Here is a 24,966-nt window from a genome sequence, read left to right on the forward strand (position 1 = left end):
GCTCCTGAAATGGACTCAGCTCAGCTTACCGTGACAGTGTTTGTATTTCTTGCCCGAGCCACACGGGCAGGCATCGTTGCGCCCGACCTTGGGCGCCGCATTGACCTGCGGCGCGACTGTCGCCTGCGCATCGCCTGCCGTGCCCAGGGCTTCGTCATAGTCGGCATGGTGATACTGCACGTTCTCGACTTCCGGCTGCGGCTCGACGTCGTCGAGCTGGGATTCGGTGCGAATCTGCACCGTCATCAGCAACTTGGTGACGTCGGCCCGAACCGCGTCGAGCAGGGTTTCGAACAGTTCGAAAGCCTCGCGCTTGTATTCCTGCTTGGGGTTCTTCTGTGCATAGCCGCGCAGATGAATGCCCTGACGCAGGTGATCGAGCGCGGCCAGATGTTCGCGCCAGTGCGTATCGAGACTTTGCAGCATCACATTGCGCTCGAACTGCTGCCATGCGGTCAGGTCGACACCGGCGGTCTTGTCTGCATAGGCCTTTTCCGCGGCCTCGATGATACGTGCAAGGATGGCCTCGGCATCGAGGCCGGGGTCCGCGGCAATCCACTCCGCGACCGGCAGCTTGAGCTGGAAATCCGATGCCAGCGCCTGCTCCAGCGCGGCGACCTCCCACTGCTCCTCAACGCTGTCCAGCGGCACGTAAAGGCGGAAGGTGTCGTGCAACACACCCTGCCGCATCGCGGTGATGGTATCCGAGATGTTCGCACTCTCGAGCAACTCGTTGCGCTGCTGATAGATGACCTTGCGCTGGTCGTTGGAGACGTCGTCGTACTCAAGCAGCTGCTTGCGGATGTCGAAGTTGCGTTGCTCGACCTTGCGCTGTGCCGACTCCAGCGAACGCGTCACCATGGCGTGCTCGATGGCCTCACCCTCGGGCATTTTCAGGCGCACCATGATGGCGTTGAGGCGATCGCCGGCGAAGATCTTCATCAACGGATCTTCCAGCGACAGGTAGAAGCGGCTCGATCCGGGGTCGCCCTGGCGGCCCGAGCGACCACGCAGCTGATTGTCGATGCGGCGTGACTCATGGCGCTCTGTACCGATGATGTGCAGACCGCCTGCGGCAACCACCTGCTCGTGCACCTGCTGCCATTCGGCGCGAAGGGCGGCAATGCGTGCCTCTTTGTCAGCCTCGGGGATACTATCGTCCTCGCGCATCAGCGAGACCGGCTTCTCGATGTTGCCACCAAGCACGATGTCAGTGCCGCGGCCGGCCATGTTGGTGGCGATGGTCACCACGCCGGGGCGGCCGGCCTGGGCCACGATCTGAGCTTCGCTGTCGTGCTGCTTGGCATTGAGCAACTGGTGAGCGATCTTGGCCTTGTTGAGCAGACCGGACAGATATTCGTTGGTCTCGATCGAGGTCGTGCCGACCAGCACCGGCTGACCACGCGATACGCAGGCCTCGATATCTGCGATCACGGCGTCCCACTTCTCCTTGGCGGTGCGATAGACCTTGTCGTTCTCGTCACGGCGCGCAGCCGGACGATTGGTCGGAATCACGACGGTTTCAAGACCGTAGATGGAGTGAAACTCGAACGCCTCGGTGTCTGCAGTACCAGTCATGCCGGCCAACTTGCCGTACATGCGGAAATAGTTCTGAAAGGTGATCGAGGCCAGGGTCTGGTTTTCCGCCTGGATGCGGGCGCCCTCCTTGGCCTCGACTGCCTGGTGCAGGCCATCGGACCAGCGCCGGCCGGCCATCAGGCGACCGGTGAATTCGTCGACGATGACCACTTCGCCGTTCTGCACCACGTAATGCTGGTCCTTGTGGTACAACGCATGCGCACGCAGCGCCGCATACAGGTGATGGACCAGCAGGATGTTGCCCGGCTCATACAGGCCGCGCCCTTCCTTCAACAGGCCCATACGCACCAGCAGCTGCTCTGCGGTCTCGTGCCCCTGCTCGGTCAGCAACACCTGATGCGCCTTGAGATCGACCGTGTAGTCACCCGGTACCGTGACGTTGTCACCCTCGCCTTCCTGCTGCTTGAGCAGCGGCGCCACCTGATTCATCTTGAGGTAGAGATCGGTGTGATCCTCAGCCTGGCCGGAGATGATCAGCGGCGTGCGGGCTTCGTCGATCAGGATCGAATCGACTTCGTCGACGATGGCGAAATTCAGCTTGCGCTGTACGCGCTCGCCGGTGCTATACACCATGTTGTCGCGCAGGTAGTCGAAACCGAACTCGTTGTTGGTGCCATACGTGATATCGGACGCATAGGCCGCCTGCTTCTCGGCGTGCGACATGCGCGACAGGTTGCAACCGGTTGTCAGCCCGAGGAATCCGTAGATCCGTCCCATCCAGTCCGCATCTCGGCTGGCAAGGTAGTCGTTTACGGTAATGACATGCACGCCCTTGTCGGACAATGCGTTCAGGTAGGCAGGCAGGGTCGCGACCAGGGTCTTGCCTTCGCCGGTACGCATTTCGGCGATCTTGCCATCATGCAATACCATGCCGCCAATGAGCTGCACATCGAAGTGACGCATCCCATGCACACGTTTGCCGGCCTCGCGGACCACCGCGAAGGCCTCGGGCAGCAAGGCGTCGAGCGTCTCACCGTTGGCCACGCGCTGCCGGAATTCGGCAGTCTTGCCCTTGAGTGCCTCATCCGACAAGGCGGATATTTCAGGTTCCAGTGCGTTGATCCGACGAACAGTCTGCGAATACTGGCGGATCAGACGGTCGTTACGAGTACCAAAAACTTTCTTGAGAAGGCCGGAGAGCATGAGATGGGGTCGACGTCGATTCGGCAAAGGCGCGAGTTTATCATGTCGGACAGTTCACCCATATTTCTACCTGACCGGGCAAGCGATTATCCATGAGCAAGTTACTGCAACGCTACCTCGGTGGCGGCGACGCCCTCGCGCGCCTGAAGGACCATGCCGCCCGCCTGCGACGCCTGCAGGGCGTACTCGACGAAGGACTGCCCCCCCAGTTCGGCGGCGCCTGTACGGTGGCCAACCTGAAGGACGAGACGCTGGTGATCGCCACACGCGGCAGTGCGCTTGCAGTGCGGCTGAAACAGATGTTGCCATCCTTGATCGAGCACTTCGCCCGTGCCGGCTATCCGCTTCAATCGATCAGGATCAAGGTCTCCACCCCCGAGCAGGCCATCGATGCACGCGCGCCGACGGTGCGAAGCATCTCACCCGTGGCCAAGCATCACTTGCGCGACTTCGCCGCAACGCTGCCCGCGGACTCGCCCTTGCGCGATGCCCTGGAGCGCCTTGCACGGCGCAGTCGCGAACAATGACATGAACAGCAGCAAGGCGGCGCTCACCATGGTTCAGACCATGGGCGCGAGGACGCGCTCAAGCGCGAACAGCGAGAGGAACACGAGCAGCACGACAAGGCCGACGCGAAAGATCTTCCACGCCCACTGCCGGTAGCGTCGATCGCCAGTCAGCAGCCACAGGATGATCGAACCGGCCGTCGCGAGCACCAGCAACAGGCCGACCACGCGGAGCACGAGCATGATCCGTCCTCAGGTCACCAGTGCCGCATCGGCAAACTGATGCACCACGGCACGCGGTGCCACCGCAGCCTTGTCGAAGGTCACGATCTCCCACGCCGAGGCATCTTCTAGCAATACGCGCAGGACCTGATTGTTCAGTGCATGACCGGCCTTGTGCGCCGAGTAGGACGCCAGCAGCGGATGCCCGCACAGGTACAGGTCGCCAATCGCGTCGAGCACCTTGTGCTTGACGAACTCGTCCGCGTAGCGCAGCCCTTCGGCGTTGAGCACACGATATTCGTCCATCACGATTGCGTTATCGAGGCTGCCGCCCAGCGCGAGCCCGTTCGCACGCATGAACTCGACGTCCTGCATGAAACCAAAGGTCCTGGCACGGGCGACGTCGCGGACATAGGAATGCTCGGCGAAATCGATCTTCACCGAAGTCGAGGTATTGTCGATCGCGGGGTGGTTGAAAACGATCGAAAACTCGAGCCTGAACCCGTCATAGGGCTCGAGCCGGACCCACTTGTCGCCTTCGCGGTATTCGACAGCCTTTCTGACCCGCATGAACTTCTTTGGCGCCGGCTGTTCCTCGATCCCGGCCGATTGCAGCAAGAACACGAAGGGGCCCGAACTGCCGTCGAGAATGGGAATCTCGGGCGCGTCGACATCGACGTGAAGATTGTCGATTCCTAGACCGGCCAGGGCCGACATCAGATGTTCCACCGTACCCACTTTCTCGCCGCCACGCTCCAGACCCGAACACATCCGTGTGTCGCACACGGCATAGGGGTCGGCAGGCAGATCCAGCACAGGCTCCAGATCGACGCGATGAAAGACGATGCCGGTATCCGGCGCGGCCGGACGCAGCATCAGATTGACCTTGCGTCCGCCATGGAGGCCGACGCCGGTTGCCTTGACGATCGATTTGAGGGTTCGCTGCCTGATCATGTGTTTCATTCCCGTTTCACCCCTGCAGTTTAGCATGCCGAAATGCCTTGTTTGCAGTGCACAAAACAGCGACGGGCACCCGCACGCGAACCGGAGGCGGCGGTTTGCGCGTGGGTGCCCGATCGGGCCGGGAGCTGTCCCGGATCAGTCTGCCTGACGGCGCAGAAAGGCCGGGATGTCGTAGGTGCCGACACCGTTATTGCTCATCGCATCGACCGTTGTGCGACGGCCGCTGCGCATCACCGCCGGCACATCGAGGTTGGTCATGTCGACGCCGCTGGACGGGCCATAGGTACCGGTACCCTGAACGACCTGCATCACCGGCTGGCGCACGTTGGCGCGCGGGGTGCCGAGACCGGTTGCCACGACGGTGATGCGGATGCGGTCTTCCATCGATTCGTCGAACACGGTGCCGTATTTGACGAAGGCTTCGGGCGCAGCAAAGGCCTGCACCGTCTTCACCGCGTCGCGCACTTCAGACATCTTGAGCGACTTGCTGGCAGTGATGTTGATCAGCACGCAACGCGCGCCCGACAGTTCCGTACCCTCGAGCAGCGGCGACACGGCGGCCTGCTCGGCAGCAATGCGGGCGCGATCCATGCCCGACGCTTCGGCCGATCCCATCATTGCGCGACCCATCTCGGCCATCGCTGTACGCACGTCCTGGAAGTCGACGTTGACCAACCCGGGGACGTTGATGATCTCGGCAATGCCACCAACGGCCGAACGCAGCACATTGTCGGCAGAGCGGAAGCACTCTTCGAAGCCGGCATCGTCGCCGAAGACGTCGAGCAGCTTGTCGTTGAGCACCACGATCAGCGAGTCGACATGGCGGGTCAGTTCCTCGACACCGCTTTCGGCAACACGGATACGGTTCTCGAAGTCGAAAGGCTTGGTGACCACGGCCACCGCGAGAATGCCCATCTCCTTGGCGATCTCGGCCACCACGGGCGCCGCGCCGGTGCCGGTGCCGCCACCCATGCCACCGGTGATGAAACACATGTGCGCGCCTTCGAGCGCGGCAGCGATGGCTTCACGCGACTCCTGCGCCGCTGCGCGTCCGGCCTCGGGCTTGGAGCCCGCACCCAGCCCGGTCACACCGAGCTGAATCTTGGTCGGTGCCAGACAGCGCGACAGCGCCTGCGCATCAGTATTGGCAGAGATGAAATGCACGCCCTGCACACCCTCGCGAATCATATGGTCCACGGCGTTGCCGCCGGCACCACCCACGCCGACCACCTTGATGATCGTTCCTGTTGGCTCTTTCTCAATAATCTCAAACATTTGCCTCGCCTCCTTGATAAACGGCCCTGCTGCACCAAGAACGTCCGTCAGACCTGCATCTAGTATTAACCGAGAATTTTAATACTAAATCTGGGTCCAGCAACGGACACTCATTCAAAATGACTGATTGCCCATGCAATCGGTCAGAAATTGCGTTCAAACCACGATTTCATGCGTCCGAAAAACTGCTTCACGCCGCGCGTATCGCGCGCCTGCAAACCTCTCCTGCGTTGGGCGGCGCCTTCGATCACCAGCCCCATCGCAGCCGCATAGCGCGGCTGGCACACGACGTCGGCCAGACCGCCGCCGTACTGGGGCGCCCCCACCCGAACCGGCATGTGGAATACGTCCTCACCCAGCTCGACCATGCCCTCCATGACCGCCGATCCACCGGTCAGCACGATGCCCGAGGACAACAGCTCCTCGTAACCGCTGCGACGCAGCTCGGCCTGCACCAGTTCGAATAGCTCAGACACGCGCGGCTCGATCACGTCAGCCAGGCGTTGTCGCGACAAGGGGCGCGGCGGCCGATCGCCCACACCGGGCACCTCGATCATGTCCTCGGGGTCGGCCAGAGTGTGCATGGCCACACCGTGGCGAATCTTGATTTCCTCTGCCTCGGCGGTGGGCGTGCGCAGAGCCATGGCAATGTCATTGGTAATCTGATCGCCGGCGACCGGAATCACCGCGGTGTGCCGAATCGCGCCCTGGGTAAACACGGCGATGTCGGTCGTGCCGCCCCCGATATCGACCATGCACACACCGAGCTCCTTCTCATCCTCGGTGAGCACCGCATAGCTCGAGGCCAGCGGCTGCAGGATCAGATCCATCACCTCTAGCCCACAGCGGCGCACGCACTTGACCACGTTCTGCGCCGCCGACACGGCGCCGGTCACGATGTGCACCTTGACCTCGAGCTTGACGCCGCTCATGCCGATCGGCTCGCGCACCCCGCCCTGACCATCGATGATGAACTCCTGGGTCAGGATGTGCAGGATCTGCTGCTCGGCCGGGATCGGCATTGCCCGAGCGACCTCGATCACGCGCTCGACATCCATCGGCGTAACTTCCTTGTCCTTGATCGCCACCATGCCGTTGGAGTTGAAACTCTTGATGTGGCTGCCCGCAATGCCGGTGTAGAGGTCGTGGATCTTGCACTCGGCCATCAGCTCGACCTCCTGGATCACCCGGGAGATGGCATCGACGGTGGCTTCGATATTGACCACCACGCCGCGCTTCAGGCCGTTGGTCGGCTGCGTCCCGAGCCCCACCACATTCAGCAGTCCGTCCGGCCTCACCTCGGCCACCATGCAGGTGATCTTGGAAGTGCCGATATCCAGACCGACGATCAATTCTTTAAATTCCTTGCTCATTTCTTGCCTTTCGTTGCCTGGTTCCGGTCGACCGGCACGGCATCAATGGGAGTCAATGCAAAACCGCCGGGATAGCGGAGATCCGCCACGGCGACCTGTAATCCGATGGACGCCTGCACCGATGGCCAGGCGGCAACGAAGCGTGCCAGCCTGGCGTCGAGGGGCGCCCTTTCCTGTTCCCTGCCAAGCACGATGAGCACGCCATTGTCGAGCTTGAGCTGCCACGCTTCGCGCGCGGACAGAACCAGACTGACCAGGTTGGCACCCATCGGCCTCAACATCTTCGAATAACGCTCGTAATTCGCCAGCAGAAGGCCGGCGGACCCCTGGGGCCCGGCAAGCGAAGGCATGCGGGCATCGCTCGAGGCGGTAAACACTTCGCCCTGTCGATTGACCAGACGCGTGTCACCGCTCTCGGCAACCGTCCAGTAGGCCACGGCCTGGTGTTCCTCGAGGCGCAGCTCGACACCATCGGGCCAGCGGCGGCGGACTTCCGCACGACGCACCCAGGGCAACTTCTCGAACGCGCTGCGCGCGCTGTCGAGATCGATGGTGAAGAAGTTGCCACGGATGGCCGTGCGCGCCACGTACTGCAGCTGGGCCTCCGTGACCTGGCCCGGGGGCGTCAGCACGATGAGTTCGCGTAGCGGAAACAGCGGCCGCGACAGAAACCACGTCACCAGCGCCCAGCCCAGGCCGATCGCCGCAAACAGCATCAACAGGTCGGACAGCAGATCGAGTAATGCCGGTCTGTTCCACAGCCCCCGCCCTTCCTGCGCGCGCGACTGCCGCCCGGCCGCGCGGGCGGGTGCAGCGGCGGCGGAGCGGACGCGGGCTTCAGCCAAGGCGGGCCCCCTTGAGCAGTTCCACGCACAAGGCCTCGAAGGAGAGGCCGGCCACACGCGCCGACATCGGGACCAGCGAGTGGCTGGTCATGCCTGGCGAGGTATTCATTTCGAGCAGATAGGGCCGCCCATCATCGGTGAGAATCAGGTCGGCACGACCCCAGCCGCGACAGCCCAATACCCGCGCACTCTTCATCACCAGCGCCTGGATGGCCTGCTCCTCGGCATCGGGCAGGCCGCACGGGCAGTCGTAACGGGTGACGTCGGTAAAATACTTGTTCTGATAGTCGTAATTGCCATCGGGTGCGACGATGCGGATCAGCGGCAGAACCCGGTCCTCGAGAAACGGAGCGGTAAGTTCCTGCCCGCTCACGAACTCCTCGGCGATGACGAGGTTGTCATAGCGTGCTGCGAGCTCCCAGGCGGGCTGGAGCTGTTCGAGCGCAGTGACCTTGGTCGCGCCGACGCTCGAACCCTCGTGTACGGGCTTGACGAAGATCGGCAAACCGAGCACCTCGACCACGGCGGACCAGTCGGTCTGCACATCGAGAATCTCGTAACGCGGCGTCGGCAGACCGCAGGCCTGCCACACCATCTTCGTCCGCCACTTGTCCATCGAGATGGCTGACGCCATCACCCCGCTGCCGGTATAGGGAATTCCCATCAGCTCGAGCGCGCCCTGCACCGTGCCGTCCTCGCCACCGCGCCCGTGCAGCGCAATGAACACGCGGTCGAAGCCCTCTTCCTTCAGGATGTGAAGATCGCGCTCCGCCGGGTCGAAAGCATGCGCATCGATACCCGCACCCCGCAGTGCGGCAAGTACTGCCGTACCCGACATCAGCGACACCTCGCGCTCGGCCGATGCACCGCCGAACAGGACTGCGACTTTTCCGAAAGTCTGCTTCACGACGCGTCCTCACTGCTGACCAGTTTTCCGGGTACGGCGCCGATGCTGCCCGCCCCCATGGTAATCACGACATCGCCGTCCTGGGCGAGATCGAGCATCGCCTGCGGCATGTCGGCCACATCATCGACAAACACCGGTTCCACCTTGCCTGCCACCCGCAGCGCGCGCGCCAGGCTGCGCCCGTCCGCCGCCACCACAGGCGCTTCGCCCGCCGCATACACTTCGCTCAGCAACAAGGCATCGACGGTGGACAGCACCTTGACGAAGTCCTCGAAACAGTCCCGCGTCCGCGTATATCGGTGCGGCTGGAAGGCAAGCACCAGGCGGCGTCCGGGGAAGGCGCCGCGCGCGGCGGCGATGGTGGCGGCCATCTCGACCGGGTGATGGCCATAGTCGTCGATCAGGGTGAAAGCGCCCCCGGCGGGGAGCGCGACTTCACCATAGCGCTGGAAGCGGCGGCCGACACCGCGAAACTCCGACAGCGCCTTGACGATCGCGGCATCGGGCACCTGGACCTCGGTCGCCACTGCGATCGCGGCCAGCGCATTAAGCACGTTGTGCATGCCGGGCAGGTTCAGTTCGATGGAAAGTCTCGAAACCGTGCCATTGACGCGCACCACATCGAACAGCATGCGGCCGTCCTCGGCGCGAACATTCTCAGCACGGATATTGGCCGTCTCCGAGAAGCCGTAACGCACGACCTGTTTCGACACCAGCGGCATGATCGAGCGCACATGGGGATCGTCTTCGCACAATACGGCGACACCGTAGAAAGGCAGGCGCTGCAGAAAATCCACGAAGGCCTGCTTGAGCCGGGCGAAATCGTGCCCGTAGGTGTCCATGTGATCGGCATCGATGTTGGTCACCACCGAGATCACCGGGCTGAGCATCAGGAAGGACGCGTCGGACTCGTCCGCCTCCGCTACCAGGAAATCACCCTTGCCCAGACGCGCATTGGCGCCAGCCGCATTGAGCCGACCGCCGATCACGAAGGTGGGGTCCATCGCCCCTTCGGCAAGAATGCTCGCCACCAGCGAGGTGGTCGTGGTCTTGCCGTGGGTGCCGGCAATCGCGATGCCACTCTTGAGCCGCATCAATTCAGCCAGCATCTGCGCGCGCGGCACCACCGGAATATGCCGTGCGCGGGCAGCGATGACCTCCGGGTTGTCATTGCGAACGGCGGTCGAGACCACGAGCGCATCGGCCCGATCGACGTGGGCCGCATCGTGCCCAAGCTGCACGCGCACGCCCAGCGCCCGCAGACGGCGGGTCGCGGCGCTCTCGCCCAGATCCGAGCCGCTGACGCCATAACCCAGGTTCACGAGTACCTCGGCAATGCCGCTCATGCCCGCGCCGCCGATACCGACGAAATGGATGTTCTTGACCTTGTGCTTCATTGACGCTCTCCGCCTGCCAGTTCCTCGCACGCACGAACCACCGCTTCGGTCGCGCGCGGCTTGGCCAGCGCACGCGCGTGTTCGGCCATCTGCAACAGGCGCTTTCGATCGAGACTGGCGAGAATGCCGGCCAGTCTTTCGGCATTGAGTTCGGACTGGGACAGCAGGTAGGCGGCCCCATGGTCGGCGAGAAAACGCGCATTGCCGGTCTGGTGATCGTCCACCGCGTGCGGCAGCGGCACCAGCAGGCTCGCCGCCCCGACGGCCGCAAGTTCAGCAACGGTCAGGGCGCCGGCGCGGCAGATCACCAGATCGGCGCGGGCGTAGGCATCGGCCATGTTCTCGATGAAGGGGCGCAGGTCTCCCGTCACACTGGCGGCTGCATAGGCCGCACGCAGCGCTTCGATCTGCTTCTCGCCAGCCTGGTGCACGACCTGCGGCCGGCCATCGACCGGCAAGCGCGCCAGCGCCTGCGGCACGGTTTCGTTGAGCACGGCCGCCCCCAGGCTTCCGCCGACCACGAGGATGCGCAGCGGTCCTTCGCGCCCACCGAAACGCAGCGCAGGCGCCTCGACCGCACTGATCTCGCTGCGCACCGGATTCCCGACCCAGCCCGCCTTCTTCAGCACATGCGGAAAACCGGTCAGGACCTTGTCAGCCACGAGCGCCAATACGCGATTGGCCAACCCCGCCACCGAATTCTGTTCATGCAGCACCAGCGCGCGCCCAAGCAGCACCGCCATCATGCCGCCAGGAAAGGTGATGTAGCCGCCCATTCCGACGACGACGTCGGGGCGGATGCGGCGCAACTCGCGCAGAGCCTGCCAGAATCCCGACAACAGATTGAGCGGCAGCATCAGCTTGCGCATCAGCCCTTTGCCACGCAGGGCGCCAAAACGGACCCACGCCGTTTCATAGCCGTAGCCCGGCACGATGCGGGCCTCCATGCCATCGGGGTTTCCCATCCACACGATGCGCCACCCCTTTGCCTTCAAGGCCTCGGCGACCGCCACGCCTGGGAAGATATGCCCGCCGGTACCACCGGCCATCATCAGCAGCGTCTTCATGAGCCGGCTCCGCGCTTCATCTGGCGCACTTCCCAGTCGATTCGCAGCAGGATCGCCAGCGCCACGCAATTGGCCACGATCCCCGAACCGCCAAAACTCATCATCGGCAGGGTCAAGCCCTTGGTCGGCAGCAGGCCCATGTTCACGCCCATGTTGATGAAGGACTGCACCCCCATCCACAGGCCGATCCCCTGTGCTACCAGACCGGAGAAATAACGCTCCAGCTTGATCGCCTCGCGGCCAATGACGAAGGCACGTTGGATGAGGACCGCAAACAGCCCGATCACCACCACCACGCCGACAAACCCGAGCTCTTCGGCAATGACCGAGAGGAGGAAGTCGGTGTGTGCCTCGGGCAGGTAGAAGAGTTTCTCCACGCTGGCGCCGAGCCCGACGCCAAACCACTCGCCACGCCCGAAGGCGATCAGGGCATGCGACAGTTGATAGCCCTTGCCGAAAGCATCCTGCCACGGGTCCATGAAACCGAAGATGCGCTCGCGGCGATACGGCGACGTCCAGATCAGCACCATGAATCCGACCAGGGCAACCACTCCGAGCAGCGCAAAGACGCGGATGTTCACCCCGCCGAGGAACAGCACGCCGAAGGCGATGGCGGTAATCACGACGAAGGCGCCGAAATCGGGTTCGCGCAGCAACAGGAATCCGACGAACAGAATCACCATCATCATCGGCAGGAAGCCGCGCTTGAAGCTGCCCATGGCATCGAGCTTGCGCACCGTGTAATCGGCTGCGTAGATGGCAGCAAAGACCTTCATCAGTTCGGAAGGCTGCAGATTGACCGGCCCCAGCGACAACCAGCGCTGGGCCCCATTGACCTCGCGCCCGAGTCCGGGGATCAGCACCACGATCAGCAGTACCACGCCGCTCACGAACAGCGCGGGCGCCAGGCGCTGCCATTGAGTCATCGGCATCTGGAACGCAACCAGCCCGGTGGCAATGCCGACCGCCAGGAAGACAGCATGACGCATGAGGAAATAATGCGACTGATGGCCGGTAAAACGACTGCCCTCGGCAATCGCGATCGACGACGAATACACCATCACGAGGCCGATCAACAGCAGACCCACTGCAGACCAGATCAACAGCAGATCGAGCTCGCGTGCCGGCTGCGACGGTTGCATCATGCGCGCAACGGTGCGTGCGCCCGCCGAGCAGGTCGCAGGTTCGCGGGACGCGAAAATGGAGGACAAGGCCGCGGCAATCTTCATATCGGGCGCACCCCCGCGAGGCCACGAGCGGCATCGATGAATACGGCGGCACGGTGCGCATAGTTGCGGAACATGTCGAGACTGGCGCACGCCGGCGACAGCAATACGGCATCACCGCCCTGCGCCAGCGCCGCCGCGCGCACCACCGCATCCTCGAGGCTCGCAGCGTGCTCGATGACGACGCCACTCGAACGTACGGCGGCCTCGATGCGCGCCGCATCGCGTCCGATCAGCACCACCGCGCGGGCGCGTCGCCCAAGCGCAGCGGCAAGCGGCGAAAAGTCCTGCCCTTTCCCGTCGCCGCCGGCAATCAGCACCACCGTACCATCGAGACCGTCAAGCGCTGCGACTGTCGCGCCGACATTGGTACCCTTGGAGTCATCGTAAAAGCGGACACCGTCACCGCGCTCGCCGATCAGTTCTACGCGGTGCGGCAACCCGCGGAAGGCGCGAACCGCGCCGAGCAGCGATTGCGGCGCCAGTCCGAGCCCGGTCTGGCACAACGCCAGCGCAGCAAGCACGTTGGCGGCATTATGACGCCCCGCGATCGGCAGCGCCGACAGTGGCATCAGGCGCTCCGCACCGCACGCCAGCCAGCACTCCTCGCCCTGCCCGGTCAGGCCATAGTCACCCTCCTGCGCCGGCGTGGTGGTCGAGAACCCCACCACCCGCCGTCCCGGCAGCGCCATGGAGCAGACCACGGCGTCCTCGCGATTGAGCACCTGCGCACCGCCCCCCTGGAAGACCTTTGCCTTGGTCGCCGCATAGTCGGCAAGATCCGCATAACGATCGAGGTGATCGTCAGTGACGTTGAGCACTGCGGCCGCATCGGGGTCGAGCCCATTCATCGTCTCGAGCTGGAAACTCGACAGTTCGAGCACCCAGCATGCGGGCAAATCCTCTCCACCGTCCAGGCGCTCCATCAGCACGTCGAGCGCGCTGGGACTGATGTTGCCTGCGGCAACCGCATCGACACCGGTCGCTGCCGCCAGCGACGCGGTCAACGCGGTCGTCGTGGTCTTGCCGTTGGTGCCGGTGATGGCAATGATACGGGTCCGGTTACGCACGCCCAGATCGTTGAGCGCGGCGGCAAACAGGCTCATTTCGCCGGTCACCGCGAGGCCGCGCCGGTAGGCCTCGGCAATCACGCCCGTGCGCGGATCAAGCCCCGGACTGACCGCGACGAGGTCGATGCTGTCGAGCACCTCGCTGCCGAACGCACCGGAAATGATCTCCGCCAACGGCACGTCCTGCTGCAGGGCGGCAAGCCCGGGCGGCGCCTCACGGCTGTCGGCCACGCGCAGGCGTGCGCCCTGGCGCCCGCACCAGCGCGCCATGGCAAGGCCGGATTCACCCAGCCCGACAACCAGAACGTGTTTTCCCGCGAACGTGCTCATCTCAGTTTCAGCGTCGACAGACCAAACAGCACCAGCATGATGGTGATGATCCAGAAGCGGACCACCACCTGCGTTTCCTTCCAGCCCCCCAGTTCGTAGTGGTGATGCAGCGGCGCCATGCGGAAGATGCGCTTGCCGCCGCTGGCCTTGAAATACAGCACCTGCACCATGACCGACAGGGTTTCGGCAACGAACAACCCACCCATGATGAAAAGCACGATCTCCTGGCGCACGATCACGGCGACCGTCCCCAGCGCGGCGCCCAGCGCGAGCGCGCCGACGTCGCCCATGAAGACCTCGGCCGGATAGGCGTTGAACCACAGAAAGCCGAGCCCGGCCCCGCAGATCGCCCCGCAGAACACCGCCAACTCGCCTGCACCGGCGACATAGGGCACACCGAGGTACTTTGAAAAGCCGGCATGCCCGGCGACATAGGCAAAGATCGCCAGCGCGCCGGCGACCATCACGGTCGGCATGATCGCGAGGCCATCGAGCCCGTCGGTCAGGTTAACCGCGTGACTGGTGCCGTTGATGACGAAATAGGTCATCGCGATGAAGCCGAAGATGCCCAGCGGATAGGTGACGGCCTTGAAGAAGGGCACGATCAGCTCGGTTTCGGCGGGCGTCGTCGCCGTTACGCCGAGGAAGATCGCCGCGGCCAGTGCGATCAGCGATGTCCACAGGTATTTCCAGCGACTGGCGAGCCCCTTGGGGTCACGATGAACCACCTTGCGCCAGTCATCGACCCAGCCCACTGCGCCGAAACCCAGCGTCACGAACAGGGTTACCCAGATATATCCGTTGCTGAGATCCCCCCACAGGAACACGGTCACCGCGATCGACAGCAGGATGAGTGCACCGCCCATGGTCGGGGTCCCGGTCTTGGTCAGGTGGGACTTGGGGCCGTCGTCACGCACGGCCTGGCCGATCTTCTTCGCCGTCAGCCAGCGGATGACACCGGGACCGGCGGTCAGCGACAGCACCAGTGCAGTCAGCGCAGCCAGAACCGTCCGCAGCGTGATATAGCCAAAGACGTTGAAGCCGCGGATGTCCTGACTGAGCCAGAGCGCGAGTTCATGAAGCATATGTTAGGAACCTGTATCCATGCGAGGGGCGGTATTGTGCAGTGCAGCGAGCGCATCCGCCACACGTTCCATGCGCATGAAGCGCGATCCCTTCACCAGCACCACCGAATCGGCATCGAGCAGGCCTGCCAGCGCGCCGACCAGTGCCTCGACGGTCAGGAAGTGCGCGCCGCCCTCGCCGAAGTTGCGTGCGGCAATCGCACTCATTTCGCCCAGCGCATACAGCCCGTCGATGCCCTTGCTCTTGGCGTAACCGCCGATCTCGTCGTGGACCTGAGCGCTGGTCTCGCCGATTTCGCCCATGTCGCCCAATACCAGGAAGGTGCGTCCCGGCGTCAGGGCGAGCACGTCGATCCCGGCGCGCACGGAATCCGGATTGGCGTTGTAGCTGTCGTCGAGGATCACGGCATTCCTCGGGCCTGCGCGTCGCTGCAGCCTCCCCTTGGTTCCGACGAAATCGCTCAAGCCCTGTGCCACCGCATCCAGTGTCGCCCCTGCCGCCAGGCAGGCCGCCGCCGCGCCCAGCGCGTTGCGGGCATTGTGAAGGCCTGGTACCTGCAACCGGACCTCGATCCGCCCCTGCGGAGTATCGAGATCGAGCTGCGACCCGAGGCCGTGCAGGGTACAACGTCCATGCACGTCCGCTGCCTGATCGATACCGAATGTCACAATCCGGCGCCCGGCATTGAGCTCGCGCCAGAACGCGGCATGCGCATCGTCGGCATTGATTACCGCAACCCCGTCGGTTTGCAGCCCCTGGTAAATGCTGCCTTTTTCGCGTGCGACTTCGGTCAGGGTCCCCATGCCCAGCAGATGCGCGCGCTGGGCATTGTTGACCAGGGCCACTGTCGGACATGCGATCCGCGTCAGGTAGGCGATTTCGCCCGGTCGATTCATACCCATCTCGATCACCGCGGCAGCATGGTGATCGCGCAATTCGAGCAGTGTGAGCGGCAGTCCGATATCGTTGTTGAGATTGCCGCGGGTTGCCAGCACGGCATCCCCCCCCGCGCCCTTGAGCCCCACATGCGCACGCATGATCGCTGCGCACATTTCCTTGACCGTCGTCTTGCCATTGCTGCCGGTGACGCCGATCAGGGGCAGGTCGAACCCCGCCCGCCATGCTGCCGCGAGGCTGCCGAGCGCCAGCCGGGTATCATCGACCACCACCAGCGGCAGACGCGCGCCCGGGTGCATTTCGGCCCAGCGCTCGTCGACCATCGCAGCGACCGCGCCGCCCTCTGCCGCCAGATCGATGAAATCATGACCATCGTATTTCTCGCCTCGCAGGGCGACGAACAGTTGCCCCGGCTGCAACGCCCGGGTGTCGGTACCCACCGACTCGAAACGTGCGTCACCGATTGCACGCGCGGCCCGCGCACTCAGCGCACGAACAGCATCGAGCAGCGTCATCATGTCGACATCCTCCCGCCCCATTCGCGCAGTGCGGCACGAGCATGCTCGATGTCCGAGAACGCCATGCGTCTGCCATGAATCTCCTGATAGGGTTCATGCCCCTTTCCTGCGAGCAGCACTACGTCGTTTGCGCCCGACTCGGCGATCGCGATCCGAATCGCCTCGGCACGGTCGACGATGGACTCGGCCCCGGGCCCAGCGCCGTCCATGACGGCATCGATAATGCGCTGAGGATCCTCTGAGCGTGGATTGTCGCTGGTCACCACGACGCGATCGGCCAGTTCGCGCGCGACCTCGCCCATCATCGGCCGCTTGCCGGGATCGCGATCGCCTCCGCAGCCGAACACGCAAACAAGGCGCCCGCCGCGACTGCGCACGGTGCCACGCAGTGCCTCAAGCACCTTTGCGAGCGCATCGGGCGTATGCGCATAGTCGATCACGACCAGTGGCTCGCCCACGCCACCGACCAGTTGCATGCGCCCCTCTGGCGGCGTCAGCCGGGCCGCCACGTGAAAGGCATCGTGCGCATCGACGCCACGCGCGATCAAGGATGCAATGACGGCAAGCAGATTCGATACATTGAAAGGTGCCACCATCCTTACCTGCAGATCGGCACGCTGATCCCCCCAGATCGCGACGAAGCGCAGTCCGGCGGAGAACGTCTCTAGACCGTCGGCAATCAGTACGCGCGCGCCCGGCACCGCATCCGCATTCGACGCGATTCGCGTGTAGCCAAGAATCCGCCGTCCTGCCGCATGCAGCAGACGCGCCTGGGTCAGCCCGAATGCATCATCCAGGTTGATGACGATCTCGTTCACACCGGGAAGGTCGAACAGGCGGCGCTTGGCCGCACCGTAGGCGTCCATCGAACCGTGATAGTCGAGGTGATCGCGTGATAGATTGGTGAAGATCGCGACATCGAAGCGGGCACCGTTGACCCTGCCCTGATCCAGCCCGATCGACGACACCTCCATCGCTGCGGCCCCGGCGCCTGCGGCCACGAAATCCGCCAGCATGCGGTGGAGATCGAGCGCGTCGGGAGTGGTATTGACGCTCGCGGACAGCTGATCGGCAAAACCGCTGCCAAGGGTGCCGACAATTCCGCACCTGCAGCCAAGCTCGTCGAGCGCCCGCGCCAGCCATTGACTCACGGTCGTCTTGCCGTTGGTACCGGTCACCCCCGCAAGCCAGAGTTTCTCCGATGGCCGGCCATGGATTTCATGCGCGAGATGCCCGGCAACGTCGCGCAGATCGTCGACTGCAATCATCGGGCGCGGCCCTTCCGCGCTGCGGAACCCATCGCGGCCTTCGTAAAGCACTGCAGCCGCCCCACTGGCAAGGGCGGCATCGATATACCTGCGCCCGTCACTTGCGTACCCTGGCCAGGCAGCGAAGATGTCGCCCGCGCTGACGCGTCGCGAGTCGGCCGTTATGCCCGTCGGTTCGACGCCAAGCATCCGAAGTCGTTCGAGGATGGCTGCGGCCTGTTCGCTCACATGCTCTCCTGCACGGCCGGCACCTCCACCCCTTGCTTGCGTGCGAGCTGCAGGGGGGTGATGGGCGCGTCGGGCGCGACGCCAAGCGCCCGCAATGAACCTTCCACGATACGGGCGAAGACCGGTGCCGCAACCGCGCCGCCATAGTGTGCCCCGTTGGGCTCGTCGATCATCACCGCCACCACCAAGCGCGGGCGCGACGCCGGCGCGAGACCGACAAAGGACGAGATGTACTTCTTCACGTACTGCCCGCCCTCCAGCTTGTAGGCCGTGCCAGTCTTTCCGGCGACACGATAGCCCGGCACCTGAGCCTGCGGTGCAGTCCCCCCCGGTCCGGCAGCCATCTCGAGCATGGCCCGCACTTCGCGCGCAACCTCGGGCGAAAAGATGCGTTTGGACGAGCCTTTGGGCTCATCCAGTTTCGTCAACGACAGCGGCAGCAAATCACCGTCGCGGGCGAAGGCAAGATACGCATGGGCGACCTGGATCAGACTGACCGAAATGCCATGCCCGTACGACATCGTCGCCTGTTCGATCGGACGCCAACTCTTGGCCGGCCGCAGACGACCGGCCGCTTCGCCCGGAAAGCCGAGATCGAGCTGGGACCCGAAACCGAGCTGGTTGAAAAGGCGCCACATTTCCTCGGGACTGAATTGCAGGGCCATCTTGACCGTCCCGATGTTCGACGACTTCTGGATGACTTCCGCGACCGACAGGACGCCATGCACATGCGCATCACCGATCGAAGCCGTTCCGATGGTGAGCCTTCCAGGACTGGTATCGATCTTGGTCGTGGCCTTGAACTTGCCGCTTTCGAGCGCCATTCCGGCAATGAACGGCTTCATCACCGACCCCGGTTCGAAGGTGTCGGTGAACGCGCGGTTGCGCAACTGGGCACCGGTGAGATTGGCCCGATTATTGGGATTGAACGTTGGCGCATTAGCCAGCGCGAGCACCTCCCCGGTGCGCACGTCGACAACGACGACGGCCCCCGCCTTGGCCCGATACTTCTGCATCGCTTCGCGCAAGGCCGAATACGCGAGGTACTGGAGCTTGCCATCCATCGCCAGCACCACGTCCTCGCCATCGCGCGGGGGGCGAATCGATTCGACGTCCTCGACGATCTGCCCGCGACGGTCCTTGATCACCCTGCGCGACCCCGGCTGGCCGGCCAGCTGCGCCTCGTAGGCAAGCTCGATACCTTCCTGGCCACGATCCTCGACGCTGGTGAAGCCCAGCATGTGCGCCGTGACTTCGCCGCCGGGGTAGAAGCGGCGGTATTCCTGCTGTTGATGGATACCTGCAAGCTTGAGCGCGGCCACCTGATCCGCCACATCGGGCGACAGCTGGCGCTTCAGATAGGCGAAGTCGCGCCCCGAGGCCAACTTGGCATTGAGCTCGGATACGTCCATTTCCAGCAACTTGGACAGCTGTCGCGCTTCGCCGGGCTCGAGATTCACATCGGAGGGGATGGCCCAAACCGAACGCACCGGCGTACTCACTGCAAACATGTCGCCGTTGCGATCGGTGATTCGCCCCCGCGTTGCCGGCACCTCAAGGACGCGTGCATAGCGCATTTCGCCCTTGGCCTGCAGGAATTCATTGTTGATGCCCTGCAGAAAGAGGGCACGCCCGACCAAGGCCAGAAAGCAGGCAAGCAGGACCATCAGCACGAAGCGAGAGCGCCAAACCGGCAATTCGCGCTTGAGCAGCGGGTTATGGTTGAACGTGACGGTGCGCTGCTTCTGCATCACTGCGCCTCCAGCACCACGACCTGACCGGGCGTGGGCGGCCGCAGGCCGAGACGCTCTCTGGCCAGTTTTTCCACCCTTCCGTGCGCAGCCCAAGTGCTTTGCTCCAGCTGCAACTGGCCCCACTCCACCTCAAGTCCGTGAGCGCGGGTTTGCTCGCGCTCCAACGCTGTAAACAGCTTGCGCGAATGGTGCTGGGCCGACACCACACCCAGGGCACTGGCCACGGCGAGGGCGACGAGAACGGCGTCGAACCGGATCATGCCGCCTCCGCAGTGCGCTCTGCGACACGCATCACGGCGCTGCGAGCACGCGGATTACGTGCAACCTCGTCCGCGCCCGGATACACGGCCTTGCCAATCAGCGCCAGCTTCGGCCGGGGCAGATCGACGGTACGCAGCGGCAGGCGCGAGGGCAACTGCGGCGGCCGCGCGGCATCGCGCATGAATCGCTTGACGATACGATCCTCGAGCGAATGAAAGCTGATCACGACCAGCCGGCCACCGGCACCAAGGCGATCGACACAGACGGGCAGGACCTGCGTCAGCTCTTCAAGCTCCTGATTGATGAAAATCCGTAAAGCCTGGAAACTGCGCGTCGCTGGGTGCTTCCCCGGCTCGCGCGTGCGGACCGTTTTCTCCACGATCGCGGCAAGTTGTCCAGTGGTTTCGACAGCCCCCCCTGTCCGAGCAACTGCAATCGCCTTTGCAATCGCATAAGCAAACCGTTCTTCTCCATAATCCCTGAGTACCTCCGTAATTTCGGCGACGGAAGCCTCCGCCAGCCAGGCTGCCACGGTCTGCCCACGGCTTGTGTCCATGCGCATGTCAAGCGGCGCGTCGAAGCGGAAACTCATCCCGCGCGCGCCATCGTCGAGTTGGGGAGAGGACACGCCGAGATCCAGCAGCACACCATCGACCCGATCCACAGCGAGGTCCGTGAGGGTTTCGCCCAGTGCGCTGAACGGGGCGTGCACCAAGGTCAGGCGCGCATCGTCCATCTCGCGCCCGGCTGCAATCGCGGCAGGATCCCGGTCGAATGCGATCAGGCGCCCCTGCGGCCCGAGCCGCGACAGGATCGCGCGGCTGTGCCCGCCGCGTCCGTAGGTGCCGTCCACGTAGGTGCCGTCGGGCCTGATTGCCAGCGCGTCTACTGCTTCCTGCAGCAAGACGGTGATGTGCATGTCGGTATCGCTCACAGCGCCAGGCTCTCGAAGCCGGCCGGCAGGCCGGTATCGACCAGCGCCATCATTGCTTCCTGCTGCTTCTGCCAACCCGCGTCGGACCACAGTTCGAAATGGCTGCCCTGCCCCACCAGCCAGACCTGCTTTTCGAGACGCGCGAACTGCCGCAACGAGGGCGCAATCAACACCCGGCCGGCGCTGTCCAGCGCTTCGTCCTGGGCAAAACCGACGAGCAGTCGCTTGAGCTGAGCCGATACCGGGTCGAGGCTGGGGGCACTCAGAACCTTGTCACGAATCGGCGTCCATGCCGGAACCGGATAGACGAGCAGGCAGCCGTGAGGGTGGGCGGTGAGGACCACCTGCCCATTCTCGACAGCAAGCGCATCGCGATGCCGCGAGGGAATCGCTAGGCGACCCTTGGCATCGAGATTTAGCGCTGCGGCTCCCTGAAACATCCAGCCCCCTGAACTGTCCGGGCAAAGCGCCGAAATGACACTTCACCCCACTTTTCTCCACTTATCCCCACTGTAGAGGAAAGGCCAACCCCGGTCAAGCTGACAAAATGGGGAAACTCTTTGCGACACAATGACTTAAGTCAAAGCCGGCAAGCTTGAATATTCCCTGAAAAATCAAGGCAAATAGCGCACATTCATGCGAGAGCGCATGAAGTGAGGAGGGCCTTTCGGGGCAAAGTGGGAAAGAGTGGGAAATACGTGCAGAAACGGTGCGCAATGACCACCGAATGCACATCGCGGCGCAACAGGGCGTCGCCGCAGAACACAGCCGGGCATGCCGGCATGTCGATTTGAAACGAAATTGGGAAGTTCGCCGATAAGCCGGGTTCTGTCGAACGACCCGGCGCAAACCGGATCATCGGGCAGTCATTCCTCTGGGCGACACGTTACCGTGAAGCTCTAGCAGCCTACCCGGGAGCGACGCGAGCCACGCCATTACTCCCCTATTTGGCCTTGCCCCGGATGGGGTTTGCCGTGCCAGTCCTGTTGCCAGTCCTGCGGTGGGCTCTTACCCCACCGTTTCACCCTTACCTGATCTCCCTTGCGGAAGCCATCGGCGGTCTGTTCTCTGTTGCACTTTCCGTCGCCTCACGACGCCCGGCCGTTAGCCGGCATCCTGCTCTGCGGGGCCCGGACTTTCCTCCACACACCCGAAGGTGTGCAGCGACTGCCTGGCGAACTTCCCGCACGGATTATACGCTATCCCGCCATCGCGCCGGCGATGCGCACTGCGCCTGGCCTCAGCCGCCAGCCGCCGGCGCCTGCGCAGCCGGCGAAAAGACCGGCACCCCATCCTGCAGATGAAAGCGCCCCCTCAAGGGCCCGGGTGCCGTACCGTCCGGATTATCCCAGTCCTGGACCTTGCACTCTTCGGTACTGGCCAGATACCAGCGCGCGCCCTGATGCAAGGCCCACATCTGATAACCCGCCTCGTACACCTCGAGGTCGACCATCTGCGTGCGCCCCGGGTGAATCCGCACCTTGCGCTGACATTGAGGCAGACGCGCTGCAATCACATACTGCGTGACCTCGTCGCTCCAGAAATACGGCTGTTCGCGAAGCAGCGTGAGCGCGTGCTCCTTGCCTTCGATGGAGTACGCCACCGCACTGTTCTCACACCCGCTCAGCAGCGGCAGCATCGCAATGAGCGCCAATGTCCCGAGACGTCCTGCGTTCATGCCCACTCCCCTCAGTCCGCCAGTTTCCACGCCACCGACTCGCCCGCACGCAATGGCACCAGCGGATCGTCCCCGAGGTAGCCGAAGGACGCCGGCACATGCCATGTATCACGCCGGAGCGTGATGCGATCGTCATTGGGCTGCAACCCGTAGAACGCGGGTCCGTTCAGGCTGGCAAATGCCTCGAGACGCTCCAGCGCCCCGGCGGCCTCGAACACCTCGGCATACAGCTCGATACCTGCATGCGACGTATAGCACCCCGCGCAACCACACGCCGACTCCTTAGTGGAGCGCGCATGAGGTGCCGAGTCGGTGCCGAGGAAGAAGCGCGGATTGCCCGAGGTCACGGCCTCGACCAGCGCCTGCCGATGGGTCTCGCGCTTGAGAACAGGCAAGCAGTAATGATGCGGACGGATGCCGCCGGCAAAAATGGCGTTTCGATTGAGCAGCAGATGGTGAGCCGTCACGGTCGCCCCGACGTTGGCACCCGCCGCGCGGACGAACTGCGCCGCCTCGGCCGTCGTAATGTGCTCGAACACCACCTTGAGCGCAGGAAAACGCCGGACCACCGGCGACAGCACGCGCTCGATGAAGACGCGCTCACGGTCAAAGATATCGACGTCGCCCGCGGTGACTTCGCCGTGCACGCACAACACCAGACCGAGCGCCTCCATGCGCTCGAGCACCGGGTAGATCTTGTCGACTGCGGTCACACCTGCATCCGAATTCGTCGTCGCACCGGCGGGGTAGAGCTTGGCGGCGATGACGGCACCACTCGCCTTGGCCCTGTCGATCTCGTCGGGCGGCATGTTGTCGGTCAGGTAGAGCGTCATCAGCGGCTCGAAATGCAAGCCGGCAGGCACTGCGGCCAGAATGCGGTCGCGGTAGGCCAGCGCCTGGGCGGTGGTCGTGACCGGCGGCCTCAGGTTGGGCATGATCAAGGCACGTCCGAAGCGCTGCGCGGTATGCGCAACCACGGTGGCGAGCGCATCACCATCACGGACATGAAGATGCCAGTCATCCGGGCGAGTCAGGGTTATCGTGTGCATTGCTGTGCTCTGATGTCGATTGTGCGGATTATAAGCGGCGCGGCGCTCACGCTGTGCCCTTCAACGCCAGTGCCCGCGCATATAGTGCGTTCTTTGGCGCGCCGGTGATCTCGGCGGCGACACGCGCGGCCGTCTTGACCGGCAACTCGGCAAGCAGCAGATCGAGCACCCGCTCGGCTTCCGCTCCCAGCCCCTCGGGCAGCGGCGCGCCGTCCACCACTAGGACGAACTCGCCTCGCACCCGGTTGCTGTCGGCATCGAACCACGCTCCCGTCTCGACCAGGGGCATGCGCGCGATCTCCTCGTGCAGCTTGGTCATCTCGCGCGCAATGAGGATCTCGCGCGCCGGACCGAACACATCGAGCATGTCGGCGACACACTCCTGCACCCGATGCGGCGCCTCGTAGAACACCAGCGCATCGCGGTCACCCGCTAACGCCGACAACGCGGCGCGCCTCGCCCCCGATTTCGGCGGCAGAAAGCCGACAAAACGGAATCCGCCCTCGGCAAAGCCTGACACCGACAACGCGGCAACCGCGGCGCACGCGCCCGGCACCGGCACCACCGGGTAACCTGCCGCACGCACCCTGGCCACGGTCTTCGCCCCCGGGTCAGACACCGCCGGTGTGCCGGCGTCGGAAATGAGCGCCACGTGCTGGCCTGCGGCCAGCCATTCGACCAGCTGAGCGGCCGCCCGTTGTTCGTTGTGCTGATGCAGGGCGACTGCGCGCGTGCGCACGTTGCACGCGTCGAGCAGGCGCTGGCTGTGGCGCGTATCTTCGGCTGCAATCACGTCGACGGCGGCAAGAATGCCCTTGGCGCGCGTGGAAATGTCACCCAGATTTCCGAGCGGCGTGGCCACCACATACAATGACGGCGTCCTGGATAGGAATGTCGCGGAAGATTCGGTCATGAAAAAGCCAGAAAATGAGGGCAAGGTTACGATTGTGGGCGGGCGCACGACTTTGGCGCAAGCACGGGGACGCATGGCCGAAGACATCGCCGCCGCACATCTGACCCGCCATGGCCTGCGCATTCTCGCGCGCAACGTCCGCTGCCGGGGCGGCGAGGTGGATCTGATCGCGCTCGAACGCGGAACCATCACCTTCGTCGAGGTGCGGCTCAGGAAAAATCAGCGCTTCGGCGGGGCGGCCGCCAGTATCACCGCGACAAAACAAGCCAGGGTCATTCATGCCGCACGGTGGTGGCTGGCCGGCATGGGACGGCAGTATGCCGACAGCCCGTGCCGCTTCGATGCCATCGTGTTCGAGACGATCGATGCCGGTCAACCTGACTGGATTCGGGGCGCCTTCGACGCAAGCTGACCGAGGCCGCCGGTAAGCCCTTGTAAAACTCAGTGCAATGAGGCC

At 64.0% G+C, this 24,966-nt stretch carries 23 protein-coding genes and 1 other RNA gene; 2 read left to right on the forward strand and 22 right to left on the reverse strand.

The features are described 5' to 3' along the window. Positions 1-15 precede the first annotated feature (15 nt). Entirely contained in the window at positions 16-2,742 is a 2,727-nt protein-coding gene (gene secA, locus J5J83_RS11100) for a preprotein translocase subunit SecA (protein WP_212349084.1), read from the reverse strand. A 92-nt stretch (positions 2,743-2,834) separates the two neighbouring features. Here secA and J5J83_RS11105 point away from each other — a divergent pair, with 92 nt between their 5' ends. Beyond that, entirely contained in the window at positions 2,835-3,269 is a 435-nt protein-coding gene (locus tag J5J83_RS11105; protein WP_212349087.1) for a DUF721 domain-containing protein, read from the forward strand. Positions 3,270-3,302: 33 nt separating this feature from the next. Here J5J83_RS11105 and J5J83_RS11110 read toward each other — a convergent pair whose 3' ends face one another. The 21 genes from J5J83_RS11110 to rsmI form a co-directional block, all read right to left on the reverse strand. Next, positions 3,303-3,491 (reverse strand): hypothetical protein, encoded by a 189-nt coding sequence (locus J5J83_RS11110; RefSeq protein WP_212349089.1) that lies wholly within the window; start codon positions 3,489-3,491, stop codon positions 3,303-3,305. 9 nt (positions 3,492-3,500) lie between these two features. Further along, on the reverse strand, positions 3,501-4,424 hold the full coding sequence (gene lpxC / locus J5J83_RS11115; protein WP_212349090.1) for a UDP-3-O-acyl-N-acetylglucosamine deacetylase: 924 nt from the start codon (positions 4,422-4,424) through the stop codon (positions 3,501-3,503). A 144-nt stretch (positions 4,425-4,568) separates the two neighbouring features. Beyond that, positions 4,569-5,708 carry a cell division protein FtsZ gene (gene ftsZ, locus J5J83_RS11120; protein WP_212349093.1) on the reverse strand — a complete coding sequence of 380 codons (1,140 nt, stop codon included), beginning with the start codon at positions 5,706-5,708 and terminating at the stop codon, positions 4,569-4,571. Between the two features lie 143 nt (positions 5,709-5,851). Next, complete coding sequence (ftsA, locus tag J5J83_RS11125; protein WP_212349095.1) at positions 5,852-7,081, reverse strand: cell division protein FtsA; 1,230 nt, start codon at positions 7,079-7,081, stop codon at positions 5,852-5,854. After that, complete coding sequence (locus tag J5J83_RS11130; protein ID WP_249115690.1) at positions 7,078-7,926, reverse strand: cell division protein FtsQ/DivIB; 849 nt, start codon at positions 7,924-7,926, stop codon at positions 7,078-7,080. The genes ftsA and J5J83_RS11130 overlap by 4 nt, the downstream gene beginning before the upstream one ends. Then, a complete protein-coding gene (locus J5J83_RS11135; RefSeq protein ID WP_212349097.1) occupies positions 7,919-8,833 on the reverse strand; it encodes a D-alanine--D-alanine ligase in 915 nt (304 codons plus the stop codon). Before J5J83_RS11135 ends, J5J83_RS11130 begins: the two co-directional genes overlap by 8 nt. Next, a complete protein-coding gene (gene murC, locus J5J83_RS11140; RefSeq protein WP_212349099.1) occupies positions 8,830-10,230 on the reverse strand; it encodes a UDP-N-acetylmuramate--L-alanine ligase in 1,401 nt (466 codons plus the stop codon). The genes J5J83_RS11135 and murC overlap by 4 nt, the downstream gene beginning before the upstream one ends. Beyond that, on the reverse strand, positions 10,227-11,297 hold the full coding sequence (gene murG / locus J5J83_RS11145; protein WP_212349101.1) for an undecaprenyldiphospho-muramoylpentapeptide beta-N-acetylglucosaminyltransferase: 1,071 nt from the start codon (positions 11,295-11,297) through the stop codon (positions 10,227-10,229). Before murG ends, murC begins: the two co-directional genes overlap by 4 nt. Then, positions 11,294-12,526, reverse strand: a complete 1,233-nt coding sequence (gene ftsW, locus J5J83_RS11150) for a putative lipid II flippase FtsW (RefSeq protein ID WP_212349103.1) — start codon at positions 12,524-12,526, stop codon at positions 11,294-11,296. The genes murG and ftsW overlap by 4 nt, the downstream gene beginning before the upstream one ends. Continuing rightward, positions 12,523-13,923 (reverse strand): UDP-N-acetylmuramoyl-L-alanine--D-glutamate ligase, encoded by a 1,401-nt coding sequence (murD, locus tag J5J83_RS11155; RefSeq protein WP_212349105.1) that lies wholly within the window; start codon positions 13,921-13,923, stop codon positions 12,523-12,525. Before murD ends, ftsW begins: the two co-directional genes overlap by 4 nt. Continuing rightward, positions 13,920-15,008 (reverse strand): phospho-N-acetylmuramoyl-pentapeptide-transferase, encoded by a 1,089-nt coding sequence (gene mraY / locus J5J83_RS11160; RefSeq protein WP_212349107.1) that lies wholly within the window; start codon positions 15,006-15,008, stop codon positions 13,920-13,922. The genes murD and mraY overlap by 4 nt, the downstream gene beginning before the upstream one ends. 3 nt (positions 15,009-15,011) lie before the next feature. Next, positions 15,012-16,424: a UDP-N-acetylmuramoyl-tripeptide--D-alanyl-D-alanine ligase gene (murF, locus tag J5J83_RS11165; RefSeq protein WP_212349109.1), complete on the reverse strand. Its 1,413-nt coding sequence runs from the start codon at positions 16,422-16,424 to the stop codon at positions 15,012-15,014. Next, positions 16,421-17,881, reverse strand: coding sequence for a UDP-N-acetylmuramoyl-L-alanyl-D-glutamate--2,6-diaminopimelate ligase (locus J5J83_RS11170; RefSeq protein WP_212353018.1), 1,461 nt, complete (start codon positions 17,879-17,881; stop codon positions 16,421-16,423). The genes murF and J5J83_RS11170 overlap by 4 nt, the downstream gene beginning before the upstream one ends. Positions 17,882-17,916: 35 nt before the next feature. Then, entirely contained in the window at positions 17,917-19,671 is a 1,755-nt protein-coding gene (locus J5J83_RS11175; RefSeq protein ID WP_212349111.1) for a penicillin-binding protein 2, read from the reverse strand. Next, positions 19,671-19,934, reverse strand: a complete 264-nt coding sequence (gene ftsL / locus J5J83_RS11180) for a cell division protein FtsL (protein ID WP_212349113.1) — start codon at positions 19,932-19,934, stop codon at positions 19,671-19,673. Before ftsL ends, J5J83_RS11175 begins: the two co-directional genes overlap by 1 nt. Further along, positions 19,931-20,854, reverse strand: a complete 924-nt coding sequence (gene rsmH / locus J5J83_RS11185) for a 16S rRNA (cytosine(1402)-N(4))-methyltransferase RsmH (protein ID WP_212349115.1) — start codon at positions 20,852-20,854, stop codon at positions 19,931-19,933. Before rsmH ends, ftsL begins: the two co-directional genes overlap by 4 nt. An 11-nt stretch (positions 20,855-20,865) precedes the next feature. Then, complete coding sequence (gene mraZ / locus J5J83_RS11190) at positions 20,866-21,309, reverse strand: division/cell wall cluster transcriptional repressor MraZ (protein ID WP_212349117.1); 444 nt, start codon at positions 21,307-21,309, stop codon at positions 20,866-20,868. A 361-nt stretch (positions 21,310-21,670) separates the two neighbouring features. Further along, an RNA gene (gene rnpB, locus J5J83_RS11195) (RNase P RNA component class A) lies at positions 21,671-22,052 on the reverse strand. Positions 22,053-22,109: 57 nt separating this feature from the next. Next, complete coding sequence (locus J5J83_RS11200) at positions 22,110-22,547, reverse strand: hypothetical protein (RefSeq protein WP_212349119.1); 438 nt, start codon at positions 22,545-22,547, stop codon at positions 22,110-22,112. Between the two features lie 11 nt (positions 22,548-22,558). Continuing rightward, on the reverse strand, positions 22,559-23,596 hold the full coding sequence (pyrC, locus tag J5J83_RS11205; protein ID WP_212349121.1) for a dihydroorotase: 1,038 nt from the start codon (positions 23,594-23,596) through the stop codon (positions 22,559-22,561). A gap of 46 nt (positions 23,597-23,642) precedes the next feature. Continuing rightward, the gene (rsmI, locus tag J5J83_RS11210) at positions 23,643-24,509 is read right to left on the reverse strand and encodes a 16S rRNA (cytidine(1402)-2'-O)-methyltransferase (protein ID WP_212349123.1); all 867 of its coding nucleotides are present in this window, start codon (positions 24,507-24,509) and stop codon (positions 23,643-23,645) included. Here rsmI and J5J83_RS11215 point away from each other — a divergent pair. After that, complete coding sequence (locus tag J5J83_RS11215) at positions 24,508-24,921, forward strand: YraN family protein (RefSeq protein ID WP_212349124.1); 414 nt, start codon at positions 24,508-24,510, stop codon at positions 24,919-24,921. The two genes, rsmI and J5J83_RS11215, sit on opposite strands and share 2 nt — an antisense overlap. Positions 24,922-24,966: the final 45 nt, after the last annotated feature.

Source organism: Azoarcus sp. L1K30, from assembly GCF_018122735.1.
Classification (GTDB): Bacteria; Pseudomonadota; Gammaproteobacteria; order Burkholderiales; family Rhodocyclaceae; genus Parazoarcus.